Below are 16755 nucleotides of genomic sequence, written 5' to 3' on the forward strand. Positions count from 1 at the left end.
GATCGACGCCAGCGACGGGCGATAAGGGCAAGGCTGCCCCCCACGGTTCGGCCCGCCCTGGCAAGGGGGGGGCAGAAAGCCGTCCCTGTGCCGGGCGTCGGAAACCGGATTTCATGCGCCGTCTCTTCCTCCTGTCCTTCATCCTGATGGCCTCCCATCTTCCCGCCGCCGCCCAGGTGGGGGAGCAGGACGCGGCCTTGCTGAATTCCAGCCTCACGCCCGTCGGGGCGGAACGGGCCGGCAACGCCGATGGTACCATTCCCGCCTGGACGGGCGGCCTGGCGGACCGCGCCTCCGCCGTCAAGGGGGCGCGCCCCGATCCCTTCGCGGCAGAGAAGCCGCTTTTCACTATCACGGCGCAGAACTGGAAGGACCATGCCGACCGACTGCCGGAAGGGGCCAGACATCTGTTTCAGACGCAGCCCGGTTATCGGATGGACATTTATCCGACCCACCGCACGGCGGCCGCGCCGCAGAGCGTCTATGACGCCATCTTCCGCAATGCCACCCAGGCCCGCCCGGCCGCAGAGGGCATCCAATATGGGGTTGAAGGGGCCATCGGCGGGGTTCCTTTCCCCATTCCCAAGGATGGGTTCCAGGCGGTCTGGAACCATCTGCTTGCCTATTGGGGGCCGGCACGGGATCTCACGGTCAGCACCTATATCGTTCCCGACGATGGCGTCGTTGAACTGACCAGCGCCTATCGCGAAATCGCTGACTTCCCCTATTACTATCCCGGCGCGCAGCCTCAGGATCTGGACGGCTATTATTTCAAGACCATCCGGCTGGCCACGGCACCCGCTTCGCGCCTGGGCGAGGGCTATCTCTATTGGCAGCCCATCAATATCAGGCGGCACGATTTCGCCGCCTGGCGGTTGCTGCCCGGTGAACATCGTGTGCGCAAGGCGCCACCCATCTCCTACGACGTGCCGGACCCCAATGCCGCCGGCTACATGAACCAGGACGAATATTACGTCTTCTTCGGCGGCTTGGATCATTACAGTTTCCGGCTGGTCGGCAAGAAGGAGATGTATATTCCGTACAACAACAACCGGCTCTATCAGTTGCCGGTTGGCGACATCCTGTCCAAGGGCCATCCCAATTCCGACACGCTGCGCTATGAGCTTCACCGCGTCTGGGTCGTGGAAGGAACCCTGGCCCCCGGGGCGCATGATGTGGTGCCGCATCGGCGCCTCTATCTGGACGAAGATACCTGGATGGCCGTCTATTCGGACAGTTGGGACGAACAGGGCAAGCTGTGGAAATTCGGACAGGCGACAATGTACCTGATGCCGGACGTCCCGGCCGTCATCATCGGCAGCCAGTTCGTCCATGATTTCGAACTGGGCGGCTATGCCTTCACCTTTGCCTTCAATGGTGAAACCGCCCCTTACCAACTGACTGCTCCCCACCCCGCCACCTTGTTCAGCCCCGACAGCCTGTCCGCCCGTTCCGTGCGGTAAGGTGATCAGGCCGTCAGTCCCACATAGGCCATGCTGGCCAGCTTCTGCATCACGGCTGCCGACATTTCCCCCGCCATGACCATGGCCAGGCGGTCATCCTGCCAGATGCAGATGCGCAGGTCAGCGCGCTTGAACTGATCGAAACGGACGGTTCCATCCGATTGCCGCAGATAGATGGTGAAAACCTTGCCCGCGCCATCGCGGTAGGAAAGGGTGGCCGCGTCCTGTTCGACCTGCAGCCCGGCCAGGGTATAGCCCGCCCGACGCAGGTCCGGCACCTTCACCTTAGCCTCGACAATGCGGCTCAGCGCCTCGTTATAGGGCGAAAGATCGTCGGATACCGAAGTAAATGGTTCGCTGCGGGCCGCAAGGGCCAGTGCCACAACATCGTCCGGCCCAGGCGGGCGCAGCCACAGCCCGCCCGTCACGACCAGGAACAGGACCGATGCCGCCACGGCCAGCCGACGCCAGCCCATCCGGGAGGGCGTGGTGCCCGACCGCGCCAGACGCAGCAGATGTTCCGGCAGGGGGCGGTCGGCCAGCGGACCATAGATCCGCTTCATCATCTCCTTGTCGGCGCGGAAAGCCTCCACGCGGGCGGCCAGCGCCGCATCGGCCTGGATCATGGCCGCCACCACGCGGGCGCGATCGGGCGGCAACTCGCCGTCGATGAAGGCGTGCAGCTCTTCCTCCGTCATTTGGTTGTCTAAGGGGGGATGCTCGCTCACGTCCTGTCTTTCGATCCCTGCGGCAGCGGTATGATCTCCGCGCCTTCGCCCTGCATCACCGACCGCAACCGCTCCCGTGCGCGGGCCAGCCGCGACATCACGGTTCCGATCGGAATCTTCAACTCCTCCGCAATCTCGCGGTAACTCAATTCCTCGACACTGACCAGCAGAAGTATCTCACGATGTTCTGGCGCCAGCCGGTTCACCGCCGTCACGAAATCCCGGACGGCGCCCGTATCGACCGGCGGTTCGGACAGGCCGACATGGTCGACCAGTTCGGTGATGTCCTGCTCCTCCCCACGCGTCCGGCCCTTGCGGATTTCGTCCGTATAGAGATTGCGCAGGATGCGGCGTAGCCAAGCCGGCAGGCTTCCCATCTCCCGCAGTTGCGTCGATTGGTTCAGGGCCCGTTCGACGCAATCCTGCACCAGATCATCGGCCAGCGCGACATTCCCCGCCAGCGCCATGGCATAGCGACGCAGCGCCGGAAGCTGCGTGACCAGGGCATTTACGAACTGTTGCGGTCGCGTCACGGCAGGTTGATCTCCGGCACGGGTCCGGCACCGCCCATCCATGAACCGACGGCCCCTCGCCGCATCAGCATATAGTCACCATCATCCACTTCCCAGCCACGACGACACCGCTTTTGCACCTCTTGTCCTATGGACGGGGCGGAGTGCCGGCTTATTCCCACCCCGCATAAAAATTCCGCCTGAGAGCTTTTTTTTCATCCGGCCGGGAATATCCGGCCGTCCCCACCCGTCCTGATGATCGGGTATCGTGGGGAGAGGCCGGATGAGGCTGCGTCAAACAATTCTATCCGTCATGCTGCTGCTGGGCCTGACGCCGGGCGCGCTGGCGCAAACGGTCGGCATGACACCCGACCCGGCCGCCCTGCGGTCTGAAATGGCGCGCATCCATGCCGGCAAGGTGGATGATGCGGCGATGGCGCGTATCGACACCGACATCACCGCCCTGCATGGCGGTACGGTGCCGACGCAGGTGGCCACGGCCGCCGCCGCGTCGGCGCCGAAGGCAAAGGCCAGCCAGACCTGGACCTGGCTGGCCAGCGTCGATGCGGAGAAGGAGATGAAGGCCGAACCCGCGGCGGCGGCCGCACCGCCGCCGCCGTCCGACAGCAGCTTCGTCGGGCAGGAGACCTGTTCGGGCTGTCACCAGCAGGAGACAATGAACTGGGCGCACACGGTGCATGCCAAGGTCTTCGGCCTGAACCCGCGCACGCAGCAGCAGACCCAGAACTGCGAGGCCTGCCACGGTCCCGGCTCGGCCCATGTCGAAGACCCCAGCGACCTGACGAAAATCATCGCCTTCTCAAAGAAGAGCAAGACGCCCCTGCCTGAACAGAACGGCCAGTGCCTGACCTGCCACCAGGGCGGGCAGCGCATTTTCTGGCATCAGAGCATCCATGACAGCAATCAGGTCGGCTGTTCAGACTGCCATAACCCGATGACCAATTTCGGTTCCCGCGGCCTGACAGCGCGGGAAAGCATCAATGAAACCTGCTTCCAGTGCCACAAGGCCCAGCATGCCGAATTCTCCCGCCGGTCGCACATGCCGCTGCTGGAAGGCAAGCTGTCCTGCACCGACTGCCATAATCCGCATGGATCCAGCACGGCGCCGCTGCTGAAGGCGGACAGCGTGAACGAGATCTGCTTCACCTGCCACGCCGAAAAGCGCGGGCCGTTCCTGTTCGAACATGCGCCCGTGCGTGACAGCTGCCTGAACTGCCATTCCCCGCACGGATCGAATTTCGAGGCGCTGCTGACCGTGCCGCGTCCCGTCTTGTGCCAGCAGTGCCATTCGCAGTCCAGCCACCCTGGCGCACTGCTGACGGCGGGCAACATGGCCCAGGGTGTGATGGCCGACCCGCGACTGATCGGCACCTCCTGCTCCACCTGCCATACCAACGTGCATGGCTCGAACTCTCCCTCCGGCTCCAGGTTCGAACGATGAGCAAGCGGCGGCACCTCTCCCCCCGGCACTGCGTTCTGATGGCGGCCCTGCTGAACGGCACGGCCATGGTGCCGGCACTGGCGGACAGCGCCGGCACCGGCTATGGCGGGCCGGGCAATGTCCTGAACCCGCAGGGCCAATGGCTGGACCGGCGGCGCGACAGCGACGGACTGTCGGCCCTGGACGATATCACCCGCACGCCGACGGGCCTGCTCTACCCGCTGCCCTACCGCACGCCGGAGATGGTGCAGGCCAGTGGCGACCCTGACTGGTGGCTGCTGCGCTGGGCCGAAGGCGGGGTCATCGGCACCTTCGGCAAGAATGACGGGGCGGCGGCGCTGAAGGAATATGGCGCCTGGAACAGCGGGCCGGTCCTGACCAGCATCGGCTTTCTGGCGGAAAACCGGCGCACGGCCCTGCATGTGTCGGCCATCGGCCAGAATGTCGGCCGCAATGACCAGTATTATCAGGTGGAGGTCGGGCGCTATGGCGTGTTCAACACGCTCTGGTATTTCGACAGCATCCCGCACACCTATGCCACCACCGCGCGGTCGCTGTGGGACGGGATGGGCAGTGATCGGCTGACCCTGACGGCGGCACTGAAGCCCGGCGCGTCCACGGCCGCCCAGGTCAATGCCGTGGCCGCCGCCGCCGGCCCCACGGCCCTGCGCATCACGCGCGAGAAGGCGGGCAGCAACCTGACCTACGCGGTGGATGAACAGACCGAACTGTTCATGCGCACCAGTGCGGAACTGCGCAAGGGCACCCAGCCGATCAGCGCCACCTTCGGCTATCCCTTCCAGAACGGCGCCACCCAGATCATCCAGCCCATCGACTATCAGACCTTCGATGTCACCACGGGCCTGCGTTACCGGGAAGGTCGTCTCATGGCCAATCTGGCCTATGGGGGATCGTTCTTCCGCAACGATAACCGGGAACTGGTCTGGCAAAATCCGGGGCTGAATTCCATCAACGCTCCCGGCATGTATGTGCCGGCGGAAGGCCGCCTCAGCCTGCCGCCCGACAACAGCGCCCACAGTTTCAAGGGCGACATGGCGCTGGACCTGTCGAAGGCATCGCGCCTGACGGGCAGCGTCTCTTACAGCATGATGCGCCAGGACGACATGCTGATCGCGCCCACCATAGGGTCCGGCACCATTGCCAGCGGCGGCGACAGCATCAATCTGGACCAATGGAACAGCACTTCCGCCCTCAGCCAGCAGACGGCGGATGCTGCCATCAACGTGCTGAACGCCATGATGCAGTACCATTACACGGTCTCCCCCGACCTGGGCCTTACTCTGGAAGGGCGGATGCGGAACGAGGAGAACAAGACCAACTATGTCGCCTTCAACCCGCTGACCAACCAATATGGCTATATCGCCATTGATGGCGGGCTGGCGCCCTTCATCCCGTCACAAAGCGGCATCTATCGTCCCGACCGGCCGGGCAGCCGGGTCCAGATCCGCAACATGCCCTTTGCCAATGATCGGATGACGCTGAAAGCCAAGGCCGATTACCGGCTGGACAAGCACTGGAAGCTTGACCTGTCCTACACCCATGACAGCATCGATCATTCGGTGCGGGAAGTGACGGACAGCAGCGACCATATCGGCCGCATCCAACTGTCCAGTACGGGCTATGAATGGGGCACGGCGCGGCTCAGTTATGAATATGCCCGGCGCACAGGCAGCGATTACACATCCAACCCCTATGGCCCCTATTATTCGACCTCGCTGCCCGGTTATCGGCCGGCGACCGCGGCGGGCGATGTGGCCTGGGTCCTGTCGGACCTGCGTAAATTTGACGTGGCCGACCGCACGCAGCATGTCCTGCGCGCCCAGGCCAACTACATCGTCACGCCGCGCAGCGACCTGCAACTGACCGGCAGCATCAAGGTCAACGACTATGACGCCGCCTATGGCCTGAAATCGACCAATGGCTGGGACATCACCACGGCCTATAGCTATCAGATGTCGGCCGCAACGCGGATGACGGGCTTCCTGACCTGGCAGGGCCAGGACCGCGATGTCGCCAACATCAATCATACCGGTTCCGGAACAAACGGTGCCGCCGGTGGTCAAGCCTATCCGCTGGCCAATGGCTGGACGGAGACAGTGGGATCGGACATCTACACCGCCGGGCTGTCCGCCCAGCATAGTTGGGCTGATTTCACCCTGACGGGCGATTACAGCTTCAGCCACGCCCGCACCGCCATCGACTATACCTTCGCCAGCACGGGCGCCTTCTTCGATGTCATGACGGCGGCCCAGGCCGGCACCGGCTTCCCCGCCATCACCTATAACAGCCACACCTTGCGCGCCGAACTGCGTCAGCAGGTGACGGATGCCTTCTCCTACCGCGTCCTTTACCGTTTCGCGCAGGAACGGGTAGTGGATTTCCACTATACGGGCGGGAAGGCCGGGGCCATCAGCGACAATACCTATCTGGGGGTGCGGCCGGAGAATTATGCGGCGCAGACCATCGGCCTGCTGTTCCAGTACAGTTTCTGAAGGCGGCCCGCATGTCATTCCGGACCCGGATCGCAAATCTGCGGTTTGAACTGCGTGGCTGGCGACGGGCGCCCATGCCGGCCCATGCCAGCCGGGTACTGATCTATCACGGCGTGACGGCAACGGGGGATCAGCGCTTCAACAGCCGTTTCGTCTCCACCGCCCGGCTGGCGGCGGACCTGTCTCTGCTGGCCGCCATTCCCGGTCTGCGCTTTGTGCCGCTGGCCGAGCTGTTTGCCGAGCCGGATGCGCCCGGCCGGCGCGTGGCCGTGACCTTCGATGATGGCTATCGCAACTTTCTGACCCACGCCCTGCCCGTGCTGGCGGCGGCGCGGGTGCCGGCCACCCTCTATGTCACGGCCATCCGCGCTGTCGGCGAACTGGACCATGGGGCGGGTTTCCTGCCTGGTGGCTGCACAGACCCCTTTCTATGGGCCGACCGCCTGGATATCGCCGCCTGGATCACCCCGGACCCGCTGACCGTGATGGGGGATCGGTTTGTGCAGGATGGGGCCCGGCAATGGCGCCGCGTGGGCGACGGCATGCCCCTGAAACGCCTGTGCAAGACAAGCCCGCCCGCCTTTCTGACGGCATTGCTGGCGGCCCTGGCGGAAAGGGATGGTCCCGCCGCCGCCCTGCCGGCCGCGCTTGCGGATTACTGGCGCCTGCTGGATGAAGGGGAATTGGCACGGCTGGGCCGCCACCCGCTGGTCACCATTGGCGCCCACGGCGTCAGCCATTGCAACTTCCCTACCCTGACCCGGATGCAGGCCTGGCAGGAACTGACCATCGGCCGACGCTGGTTGACCGATGTCACCGGTCAGCCTGTGGTGGATTTCGCCTGGCCCGATGGCGACTACACGCCCGACCTGGCCGATCTGGCGCAGGAAGCCGGGCATGACCGCCAGGGCCTGACCGATTATGCGCGCGCCGCTGATGTCACCGATCCACGCCTGACCAGCCGGCTGGGCGTCAACCCCTTCATCAGCGCGCGGGCGCAGCGGGCCATCACCGCCAGCGGCTTTTACGGGCATGAGGTTCATAGAGCATGACCCTGTCCATCACCCCCGTCACACCGGCCACCGTTTCGGACATGGTCGCGGTCATTGCCGGCGTCACCGGCCAGCGCCTGGATGGCGATCGCTGGCGGCGCAAATACGGCCCCGGTGGCCCCGTCCGCCCCGGCAAGGGCCGCATCCTTTACGATGGCACCCGCCCCGTCGGCTGCATCGGCGCTATCGGCTTTCAGATCGACGCGGGCGACCGACTGCTGACCGGCTGGCAGCTTTGCGACATCTTCATCGACCGGAGCCTGCGCAACGGCCGCGCCACGCCCATGCTGTATGAGGCGTTGATGGAAGAGATCACGCGTGATGGCGGCGATCTGACCTTCGGCTTCTGCAACCCGATGAGTGCAGCCCTGCTGAAGCGGCGCCTGGGCCATCGGGAGATGACCCGCATCGACCCGTTTGACCTGCCGGTGGCGGCTGGTGCGGGCTGGGCCGGGCGCATCCGGCGGCGGCTGTGGGCACCGCTGCGGCTGGCGGGCGTGTCCGCCCCCGGCCTGCCTGTGGATATGGTGGCCGCGGGGCCCGACCATTGGCGCATCCGGCATGACGCAGCCTATCTGCACAGCCGTCACGCCATAGGCGCGCGGACCGTGGAGTTGTGCAGTCATCGTCTGCTGGTATCGGCGGGATCGGTGCTGAAGGTAGGTGGGGTGGATTCTGTGTCGGATTCCGAATTACCATCCCTGCTGGACCGGCTGCGCCATCTGGCGCGCGATGTTGGGGCGGCGTCTGTCCGCTTCATGGTCGACCGGCGTGACCCGCTGCACGCCCGACTTTCGGCCTTGCTGGGGCCGCCGCCCGATGGCTGGTTCCTGACAGCGGCCCCCCTGCGGCCGGGTCTGGATCTGCCCGCCCAGGGGCTGCGCGTCTGCTTTGCGGATTACGAGAATTTCTGATCCACCACCCGCAGCAGCCAGGTCCGTTCCAGCCAGCGCCGTTCGGCATGCAGGCCCCGGAAACCCAGCCCCGCATCGGCCAGCACAGCCGCGATACCGTCAAGGTCGCAGTCTTCCGACAGGACCATCACCACCTCCGTCGCCTGCAAATCCAGGGCGGCCAGTTGCGACGCCAATTGCCGGAAATATTCGAATGCCGGTCCGCAGAACCAGGCACGCTCGGCCATGCTCTCCGGCTGCCTGGGATAATAGGGCGGGGTGATGGCGATCAGGTCGAAACCAGCCGGTAGCAGCGCCGTCATCTGGTCCATCACCGCCACCGGCAAGGCCAGCCCGTTGCGCGCAGCGTTCAGCCTGGCATTGGCGATGGCGGCGGGATTGATGTCGGTGGCCAGCGTCCAGGCCCCGTACCGCGTCAGGAACAGGCCGACCAGCCCCGTGCCGCAGCCCATATCCAGGGCCCGAAAACCGGCCGGCATCCCGTCCCGAAAGCGCCGGGCCAGATGATCCAGCAACACGCTGGTGCTGATCGTCGGGCCGGGCGGGAACACGCCTGGCTGAACGATAATGTCCAGCCCATGCCGGCGCCAGCGCCGCGCCACGGCGTAATGCCGCCGGAACCAGCGTTGCAGCAGCGGCGTCAGCGGCCGCAGCAACAGGCGGCGCAATGCTGCGATCCAGCGGTCGCCTTGTGTCGCCGTCACCGTCATGCGACCAACCCCCGATACAGGTCCAGATAAGCATCCACCGTCGCTTCCAGCGGCCAGGGCCGGGTGGGTGCCACGGGCGGGGATGACAGGGCGGCCTGAACCGCCTCCACCATCTCCGGCTCCCCGTCGGCCAGATGGAAGCCGGGACCGGGACTGGCCGGCGCGATGCCGACAGGGCGGGAGACCACCTGCATGCCATGGGCGCGCGCTTCGGCCAGAACCATGGCGAAGCTCTCGAATTCTGCCATATGCAGCAGCACCCGGCTGCGCTCCATCAGGTCGAACACGACCTCACGCGGCACCGCACCGGTAAAGTGCAGATTGTCGGCAATGCCCAGGTCGGCTGCCAATGCCGCCGCCGCTGCCTGCATCGGCCCGCCGCCGGCCCAGCAGGCGCGCAGGCCCGGCCGGCGGGCCGCCACCTTGGCCACCACCCGCACAAAACCCAGCGGGTCCTTGACCGGGATCAGGTTGCCCACCGCCAGCAGGTCGATATCGCGCGCCGTCGATACCAGTGCCGCCGCCTCCACGCCCCAGGGTATGGTATGGTCGGCATCCGGGCCGCCCGTCCGCAGCAGGATTTGTCGCTGGAACGGGCTGACGGCCACGGTCGTGAAGCCGGGCCGCCCCATCAGTCGGCGCCAGCGATCCACCCGCCGCACCTCCTGCCCCATCAGGGTGACGATCAGCGGACGGCGGGTCAGCCGGGCCACCAGATGGCCCAGCCCCGCACAATCTCCCAGCCAGAAGGCGTGCAGCAGGTCGAAGGGCCCGGCCCGGAACAAGGAAGCCAGCAGACGGGCACGGGCCAGCGGGCTGAACGGCCAGCGCCGGTTACCGCCACCGATGGGTATGACCTCCACCCCCTGCCAAAGATAGGGCGCCCGACATGCCGGGTAATGCAGCGCAAAGACGCTGATCCGCCAATCCGGCCGCGCCCGCCGCAGCCCAAGCACATAGTCCTGAAGGGCGGGGATGCAGCCGCTATCCTCCTCATCGGCCGGAAATCCGGGCGTCAGCAAGGCCACATGCAGGCGCTCACGCATCCGGTGCCGCCGGGGACAGGTCAATCAGGGCGCGGGCATCAGGCCGGGCCGGCATCCGCCAGCGTTCCAGCACCATGCCCAGCCGTGCCGTCATCGCCCGCAACTTGTGCCCCAGGGCGCGCGGATGGGTGCGGTTATCCCGCCGGTCCCAGGCCACTTCGTGCTGTAAATACTTCAGGGCATGGGCGTAATACCGGTCGGAATAGGTGCGGGGGAAGCGGTTTTCCCGGTCGCTGCCCGTGGCGAATTCCGGCGACTGGACATGGCCGTCCAGTTCCCCATACAGTTCCGTCCCCTTGATGGGATAGGCAAGTGTCACCGTGAACCGGTCCGGGCGGGCGCGCTTCAGATAGGTGACGGTGTCCAGGATATCCGCCTCCTCCTCTCCCGGATAGCCCAGCATCAGGAAGGTGCCCGTTTCGATCCCGGCAGCGCTGGCCTGGCGGATCATGGCGGTGGCCGCCGTCACCGTCACCTGCCGGTGCATGGCGTCCAGGATGCGCTGTGATCCGCTTTCGGCCCCGATCCACACCCGGATGCAGCCGGTGCGGGCCAAAAGCGCCACCACCTGTTCATTCATGCGATCGGCGCGGGTAATGCACTCATAGCGGATGCGCAGGTTCGCGGCATCCAGCGCCTCGGCAAACTCCGCCAGCCAGCGGTGATTGACGGTGAACACATCATCGACAAACCAGAACTGGTCCGGACCATAAAGCCGGGTCAGCTCCGCCAGCTCCGCCACCACCTTGTCCGGCGACCGCCGTCGGTAGCTCTTGCCATAGACGGCGCGGCTGCACCAGGAACAGCTATAGGGGCAGCCGCGCTGCGTGCTGACATTCAGCGATGTCTGCCCATGCGCGCCTTGCCAGGCATTAAAATAGGGGGACAGGTCGATGCGGTGGCGGGCCGGCACCGGCAGGTCATCCAGCTTCGGCAGATGGGCGCGGGCCGGCGTGAAGGCGGGCTCTCCCTTCCCGTCCCGATAGGCCAGCCCGGCAATGCCGGACAGCACTGATGGGTCGCACAGGTCGGCGGGGGACAGGGTGGCAAGCGCCGCCATCGTCTCCTCCCCCTCCCCCACCACCAGCAGATCGACGCCATGGCGCAGGTAATCCGCCGCGTTATAGCGGGCATCCGGCCCGCCCAGCACCACCACCAGCCCCGCATGCAGGGGCGATGCCCTTAATTCCCGGATCAGGCGCAGCACCACCTTGCGCGTCATCAGGGTGACATAGAAGGCGGCCAGGCGGGGGCGAAGCGTCGCCATCCGGTCCCGAAACGCCGCCTCGGTCCCGAAGGTATTGTCGATCACCTCATGCGCCACACCCTGCTGTTCCAGCCAGGCGGAAATGGACAGCAGCCCCAGCGGCGGATAGGGGCGCATAACCGCCTGCTCTGCCGGATCGTCGGCCAGGAAATAGCCATGTGACAGAACCAGGCTCATCCCCGCCTCCGGAAATCCAGCAACATATGGTCAGACGCCGCCGCCAGGGCCGCCCAGCCGGGCAGCGAGCGGTCAATCCGCTCCAGGCAGTCAACTGCGCGCGGACGATGGGCGAAGACGGATTCCAAGGCACTGGGCGGCACGGCCAGACCGATGGGGCGCATGGCAAGACAGTCGAAATCCGCCTGGAACATCAGACGCAACTCATCCGGCCCGTAATACCAGATGGGGAACGCGGCATCCCCCACCTTGGCCGGTACCGGCCCCGGGCCCCAGCGGCGAAAGGCGGCAGAAGGGCGCAGGCGTGGCAGGTTCCAGCCCACCTCCCACAGGCAGAGATGCGGCATGACCACCAGCACAACACGCCCGCCGGGCCGGACCAGCCCGGCCAGCTGCCCGGCCAATGCCGCCATTTCCGCCGGGTCCAGGCAGTTCAGCCCGCCGAAATTGGACAGGACCAGATCGAATTGCCGTTCCAGCCGCGCCGCCGACAGCATCTGCGCCGACAATTGCGCCGTCATCAACCTGTCGCCCAGGCCGGCGGCGGCAACCTTGCGCCGCGTTTCGGCCAGCATGCCGGCGGAAATATCGGTGGCCAGAACATTGTAGCCGGCCGCCGCCAGACGCAAGGCGTCCTCCCCGGTGCCGCAATTGATTTCCAGCACGTCAGCCGGACGCCCCAGCGTGTCGAGCAGGGGCATCAGATGTGCCCAGACCAGATTACGCTGCGCCCGACCGACCAGACTGTCGGTAAAGTCGGCGTCATAGCTTGCGGCGGCGTCATCGAAGGCGACCATGCTCATGATGTGGCCCCCGCCTGGGTGGTCATCACGGGCGCATCGGGGCGCGGCCGTTCCAGCCGCAACCGCAGCAGGCCGATGGCCAGTGGCAGCGCATGCCGGGCAAGCGTCAGCAATCCCCGCAGCCTGCCGCCGGCCCGACGCTCCGGCAGTCGCCCCATCAGGATGTTCAGCGCGCGGGCCACGGCGAAGCGCCGATGCACATAGCGGTGCAGACGGCGATAGAAGCCGGGGCTGTAGGCGCCGGGGAACATCAGGTCCAGATCGTCGCTGTCGGTCCAGTTGGTCTTGTCGCCCAGGGCTGCCCGCACCCGGTCATAGAAGACAGTGCCGGGCAGCGGGTAGGAGACGGAGATGCCGATCTGGTCCGGCATCAACCTTGTAACCATGTCGATGGTGTGCTCGATATCGGCCCGCGTCTCTCCCGGATAACCGAATTGTAGGAACAAGGCCGACCGCACGCCCAGGGCGCGGAGGCGTGGCACCAGCGTGTCGATCTGGTCCCGGCTGATCCCCTTGTCCATCGCATCCAGGATGCGTTGGGAACCGCTTTCCGCCCCGATCCACACCGTATCCAGCCCGGACGCCGCCAGGTCTTCCAGCACATCACCCTTCGACAGCAGATCGGCGCGCGACTGGATCGTGTAGCGGAAGCGCAGCCCGCGTTCGCGGACCAGTTCGGCGAAGCGTTTGATCCAGCCGGGCTTCAGGCCGAAAATATCGTCGGTGATCCAGAAATGGTCGGGCTGATAGGCGGCAATCAGATCGGCGATCTCCGCCACCACGCTTTCCGGAGAGCGGGAATTGTAGCGGTTGCCATAGATGGGCTTGGCGCACCAGTTACAGCTATAGGGGCAGCCGCGCGTGGTGGAGATGTTCAAGGAGAAATAGCCATGCGCCCGCCGCCAGACCCGGCGATAGGCGTCCATTTCGACCAGGTCCCAGGCCGGACGCGGCAGGCTGTCCAGATCGCGCAGGACAGGTCGGCGTGCGCTGGAAACCAGGGCAGCACTGGCCCTTTCCACTGCGGCCGGAACATGGATGATGCCGGGGATCCCGTCCAGCGACCGGCCGTCGTGCCAGGCGTCCAGCACGGCGCGCAGCGTCTCCTCCCCCTCGCCCGCGATGACGGCATGGGCGCCGGCGGCCAGATAGCGGCTGGCATGATCGGTGGCATCGGAACTGCACACCACCACCTTGGCACCGCGGGCACGCGCCAGCGCCACCATGCCCAGGGCCGCCTCGCGCATGCGGGTCAGGCACATCTTGGTCAGGTAATTGAACCCGTCCTCGTACAGGACGACGATGCCGGGGCGCTTTTCATCGATCAGGGCGACGAAGCCCTGTTCGCTCTCCGCCAGCCCGGCATCGAACAGGGAGACATCGAACCCCGCCACCCGTGCCACCCCGGCCGCATACAGCGTGCCCAGCGGCGGATAGGGCTGGGCCGTGCGCCATTGTTTCTCGTCGAAGCGATAGAAGAAGCTGGAAGCGACGACGAGATTGCGCGCCTCCACCCCACGGTCGATGCTCATGCCGCCCTGGCGTTCCATTCTGTCCAGACTGTCCTGAAAACGGCGCAAAGTGCGGTTGCGCCAATCCTTGGTGTGTATCTTCGCCACCTGCGGCCTCAGCAGCAGGGCGCCCCGCGCTTCCAGCAGCGCGAAATCCGGCACGCAGCGACGCACCCAGACCCGCGTCGCCAACAGCAGCAACCGCTCCAGCACATCGCCAATGGGGCCGGCCAGGACGAATTCGGCCAGGCGCGCGACCGGGGACGGCCGGACCTGTCTGTCCGCCACCGGTTCTGCCGGCACCGCGTTGGGCAGGTCCGCGAAGGCCCAGGCATTGCGGGCGCGCAAATCCCGGATATGCCGGTGACCGGCCACCGGGATCAGGCTCAGCAGTTCGATCGCCGTGAAGCCGTCCCGCTGGCTCAGGTCCAGGGCCGCCCCATCGATCAGGTAATTGGCGCAGAGCAGTTCCGGATCGGGCAGCAGGCGGGAGCGCAACCGGATCAGGGTGCGCACGATCCATAACCGACCGGGATGGGTGATGACGAAATAATCAAAATCCCCATCCTCAGCCAGAACGCCCTTGGACAGCGATCCGGAGATGGCCACGGCGCGCACGAAGGGCAGACGCATCAAGCCACGGCCCAGGGCCACCGCCTGCGGCATCGCCGCTGCCGCCCGGTCGTTCATCGCCTTGCGCTGCTCGACGCGCGCCGCGACATCGGCCAGGGCGAAATACCGGCCATCATGGCACTGAACCAGCCCCAGGCCCCCCAGCCGATGCAGGGCCAGTATCAGTTCCGATAGCGTGGCCCCCGGCAGGCTCAGCGCCTGCTGGATTTCCTCCACCATCAACGGATGACGGAAAAGGTCGTGATAGGCCAGCACGCGCAGAATGGCCGCATCCAGCGGATCCATTACGGCGGCATCGGCGGCGGCGCGCAAAGGGTGGATTTTCACAGGCTGGCCTCCGCACGGAAGCCTTCGATCTCCGGCCTGGTATAGCGCAGCAGCTTCTGCACGGCCTTCAGTTCCAGCGGACGCCGGTAAAGGCCCAACCGGTAGCGCAGGGCCGCCAGCCAGGGCATCAGCAGCCGGCTGGCGCGGCCCACCGTGAAATCGGTGCGGGTCGGATAGCGGGCGTTCAACACCGTTTCAAAATCATGGATATGCCGAACCATGGCCGGCGTCAGCCAGGGCGTCAGCGGATTGCGGTGCAGGTCGAAATTCTCCCAGGCTGGCGAAAGCCAGTCTTCCAGCGTCTGGGGAAAGCTGAAGCCCGCCTCCACGATCTGCCGGTGCAGGGCGCTGCCTTCGGTCGGCACGGGGCTGTAGATGTAAAGGATGATCTCCGTTTCCGGGGCCTGCCGCTTCAATTCCCGGATGAAGGCGATATCGCGGTGGATCTGTTGCCAGACCTCTGCCTCCGTCGGTTTGGGAAAGCCCAGAACAAAGGAATATTCCGGGATGATGCCGTGATCCAGCAGGCGGCGGGCAAAGCGCAGGATCTGCGCGCCCGATTGTTTGCCGCCCTTGTCGATCTGGGCCAGGATGCTGTCATCCCCGCTTTCGGCACCGAAGAAGATCATGCGGCAGCCGGCCTTGCGCATCAGGGCCAGACTGGCATCGCTGTAGCGGTCGATCGTGTCGATCCGCCCTTCCCCCCACCAGATCACCTTCTGGTCCAGCAGGCGGGTGGCGAAATCCACCACGCGCTTTTCGGAAACGAAGAAATTGTTGTCGGTGAATTCGATGGCGTCCACGCCGTACCGGTCACGCATGGACAACACATCCGCGGCCACCAGTGCCGCCGACCGCGCCTTCCACCGCCCCTGATAGATCGGCACGACCGCACAGAAGGAACAGGTGAAGGGGCAGCCGAAGCTGGTATGCATGGCGTGGGTGCGCCGGCCCAGGAAGGTCCGCTGGAAATAGGGCTGCAACGGATAGCGCCGGGCCAGATTTTCCAGCGGCAGCGATGGCACGGCGTCGGGATCGGGAATGGACCCGCGGGCCGCGCGCACTACCTGACCGTCGCGCATCAGGATAATGCTGGGCACGCCATCCGGCGCCTTGCCGGCATGCAGTGCTGCCAGCAATTCCGGAAGGGCCGTATCGGCCGGACCGTCGATGATATAGTCGACCCAGCCGGACCGCAGCACGGCGTCCGGCTGGTTGGATGGGAAATAACCGCCCCAGACCGTGGTCACCTGGGGAAATTCCGCCCGCACCTGGCGGGTGACGGGTACGGCCTGGCGCAGCTGCGGCCCCGGCATCACCGTACAGCCGAAATAGCGATAGCGGCCGCTGGCCAGCAGCGCCCGGATGGTGGGCCAGGGATCGGCCTCCCGGTTGCCGTCCACCAGTTCCACGTCGAAATCGCGGTCCAGGATGGCAGCCAGATGCAAGATGCTGTTCGGCACGCGCGGTCGGCTGGTGGCCCAGGGGTTGAACAGGACCACGCCGGGACGCGACAGCGGCGGGCCTTCCGCCACCGCCTCACATTCTTTATCGAACTGACCATCCATCGGCTTCTCCCGCTCCTTCCAATCCTGGACGGGCGGGGAAGCGGGTTTATTCCCGATGGTTGGAGAAAA

General features: G+C 65.8%; 14 protein-coding genes. 5 read left to right on the forward strand and 9 right to left on the reverse strand.

Annotation, left to right across the window (positions count from 1 at the left end; genetic code table 11):
• Nucleotides 1-113: 113 nt before the first annotated feature.
• Nucleotides 114-1463 (forward strand): DUF1329 domain-containing protein, encoded by a 1350-nt coding sequence (locus ACODTW_RS02210; RefSeq protein ID WP_488944239.1) that lies wholly within the window; start codon nucleotides 114-116, stop codon nucleotides 1461-1463.
• Nucleotides 1464-1468: 5 nt separating this feature from the next.
• Here ACODTW_RS02210 and ACODTW_RS02215 read toward each other — a convergent pair whose 3' ends face one another.
• The 3 genes from ACODTW_RS02215 to ACODTW_RS02225 are packed head-to-tail and all read right to left on the reverse strand — an operon-like array spanning nucleotide 1469 to nucleotide 2843.
• Nucleotides 1469-2161 carry an anti-sigma factor family protein gene (locus ACODTW_RS02215; protein ID WP_488944240.1) on the reverse strand — a complete coding sequence of 231 codons (693 nt, stop codon included), beginning with the start codon at nucleotides 2159-2161 and terminating at the stop codon, nucleotides 1469-1471.
• 26 nt (nucleotides 2162-2187) lie between these two features.
• Nucleotides 2188-2724, reverse strand: coding sequence for an RNA polymerase sigma factor (locus ACODTW_RS02220; protein ID WP_488944241.1), 537 nt, complete (start codon nucleotides 2722-2724; stop codon nucleotides 2188-2190).
• A complete protein-coding gene (locus ACODTW_RS02225) occupies nucleotides 2721-2843 on the reverse strand; it encodes a hypothetical protein (RefSeq protein ID WP_488944242.1) in 123 nt (40 codons plus the stop codon). Before ACODTW_RS02225 ends, ACODTW_RS02220 begins: the two co-directional genes overlap by 4 nt.
• Nucleotides 2844-2986: 143 nt before the next feature.
• Here ACODTW_RS02225 and ACODTW_RS02230 point away from each other — a divergent pair, with 143 nt between their 5' ends.
• From ACODTW_RS02230 to ACODTW_RS02245, 4 genes are read left to right on the forward strand one after another with little or no spacing between them, the layout of a single operon-like run.
• Nucleotides 2987-4165 (forward strand): DmsE family decaheme c-type cytochrome, encoded by a 1179-nt coding sequence (locus ACODTW_RS02230; protein WP_488944243.1) that lies wholly within the window; start codon nucleotides 2987-2989, stop codon nucleotides 4163-4165.
• Nucleotides 4162-6678, forward strand: a complete 2517-nt coding sequence (locus tag ACODTW_RS02235) for an MtrB/PioB family outer membrane beta-barrel protein (RefSeq protein WP_488944244.1) — start codon at nucleotides 4162-4164, stop codon at nucleotides 6676-6678. Before ACODTW_RS02230 ends, ACODTW_RS02235 begins: the two co-directional genes overlap by 4 nt.
• Nucleotides 6679-6689: 11 nt before the next feature.
• Entirely contained in the window at nucleotides 6690-7730 is a 1041-nt protein-coding gene (locus tag ACODTW_RS02240; protein WP_488944245.1) for a polysaccharide deacetylase family protein, read from the forward strand.
• Nucleotides 7727-8644 (forward strand): hypothetical protein, encoded by a 918-nt coding sequence (locus ACODTW_RS02245; RefSeq protein WP_488944246.1) that lies wholly within the window; start codon nucleotides 7727-7729, stop codon nucleotides 8642-8644. Before ACODTW_RS02240 ends, ACODTW_RS02245 begins: the two co-directional genes overlap by 4 nt.
• Here the strand turns inward: ACODTW_RS02245 and ACODTW_RS02250 are convergent.
• From ACODTW_RS02250 to ACODTW_RS02275, 6 genes are read right to left on the reverse strand one after another with little or no spacing between them, the layout of a single operon-like run.
• Nucleotides 8629-9354 carry a methyltransferase gene (locus ACODTW_RS02250; protein WP_488944247.1) on the reverse strand — a complete coding sequence of 242 codons (726 nt, stop codon included), beginning with the start codon at nucleotides 9352-9354 and terminating at the stop codon, nucleotides 8629-8631. The genes ACODTW_RS02245 and ACODTW_RS02250 overlap by 16 nt on opposite strands.
• Nucleotides 9351-10400 carry a glycosyltransferase family 4 protein gene (locus ACODTW_RS02255; RefSeq protein WP_488944248.1) on the reverse strand — a complete coding sequence of 350 codons (1050 nt, stop codon included), beginning with the start codon at nucleotides 10398-10400 and terminating at the stop codon, nucleotides 9351-9353. Before ACODTW_RS02255 ends, ACODTW_RS02250 begins: the two co-directional genes overlap by 4 nt.
• The gene (locus tag ACODTW_RS02260) at nucleotides 10393-11844 is read right to left on the reverse strand and encodes a B12-binding domain-containing radical SAM protein (protein WP_488944249.1); all 1452 of its coding nucleotides are present in this window, start codon (nucleotides 11842-11844) and stop codon (nucleotides 10393-10395) included. Before ACODTW_RS02260 ends, ACODTW_RS02255 begins: the two co-directional genes overlap by 8 nt.
• On the reverse strand, nucleotides 11841-12647 hold the full coding sequence (locus tag ACODTW_RS02265; RefSeq protein ID WP_488944250.1) for a class I SAM-dependent methyltransferase: 807 nt from the start codon (nucleotides 12645-12647) through the stop codon (nucleotides 11841-11843). The genes ACODTW_RS02260 and ACODTW_RS02265 overlap by 4 nt, the downstream gene beginning before the upstream one ends.
• Nucleotides 12644-15118, reverse strand: coding sequence for a B12-binding domain-containing radical SAM protein (locus ACODTW_RS02270; protein WP_488944251.1), 2475 nt, complete (start codon nucleotides 15116-15118; stop codon nucleotides 12644-12646). Before ACODTW_RS02270 ends, ACODTW_RS02265 begins: the two co-directional genes overlap by 4 nt.
• Nucleotides 15115-16686: a B12-binding domain-containing radical SAM protein gene (locus ACODTW_RS02275; protein WP_488944252.1), complete on the reverse strand. Its 1572-nt coding sequence runs from the start codon at nucleotides 16684-16686 to the stop codon at nucleotides 15115-15117. Before ACODTW_RS02275 ends, ACODTW_RS02270 begins: the two co-directional genes overlap by 4 nt.
• Nucleotides 16687-16755 lie beyond the last annotated feature (69 nt).

This window comes from Niveispirillum sp. FG148, assembly GCF_057809655.1.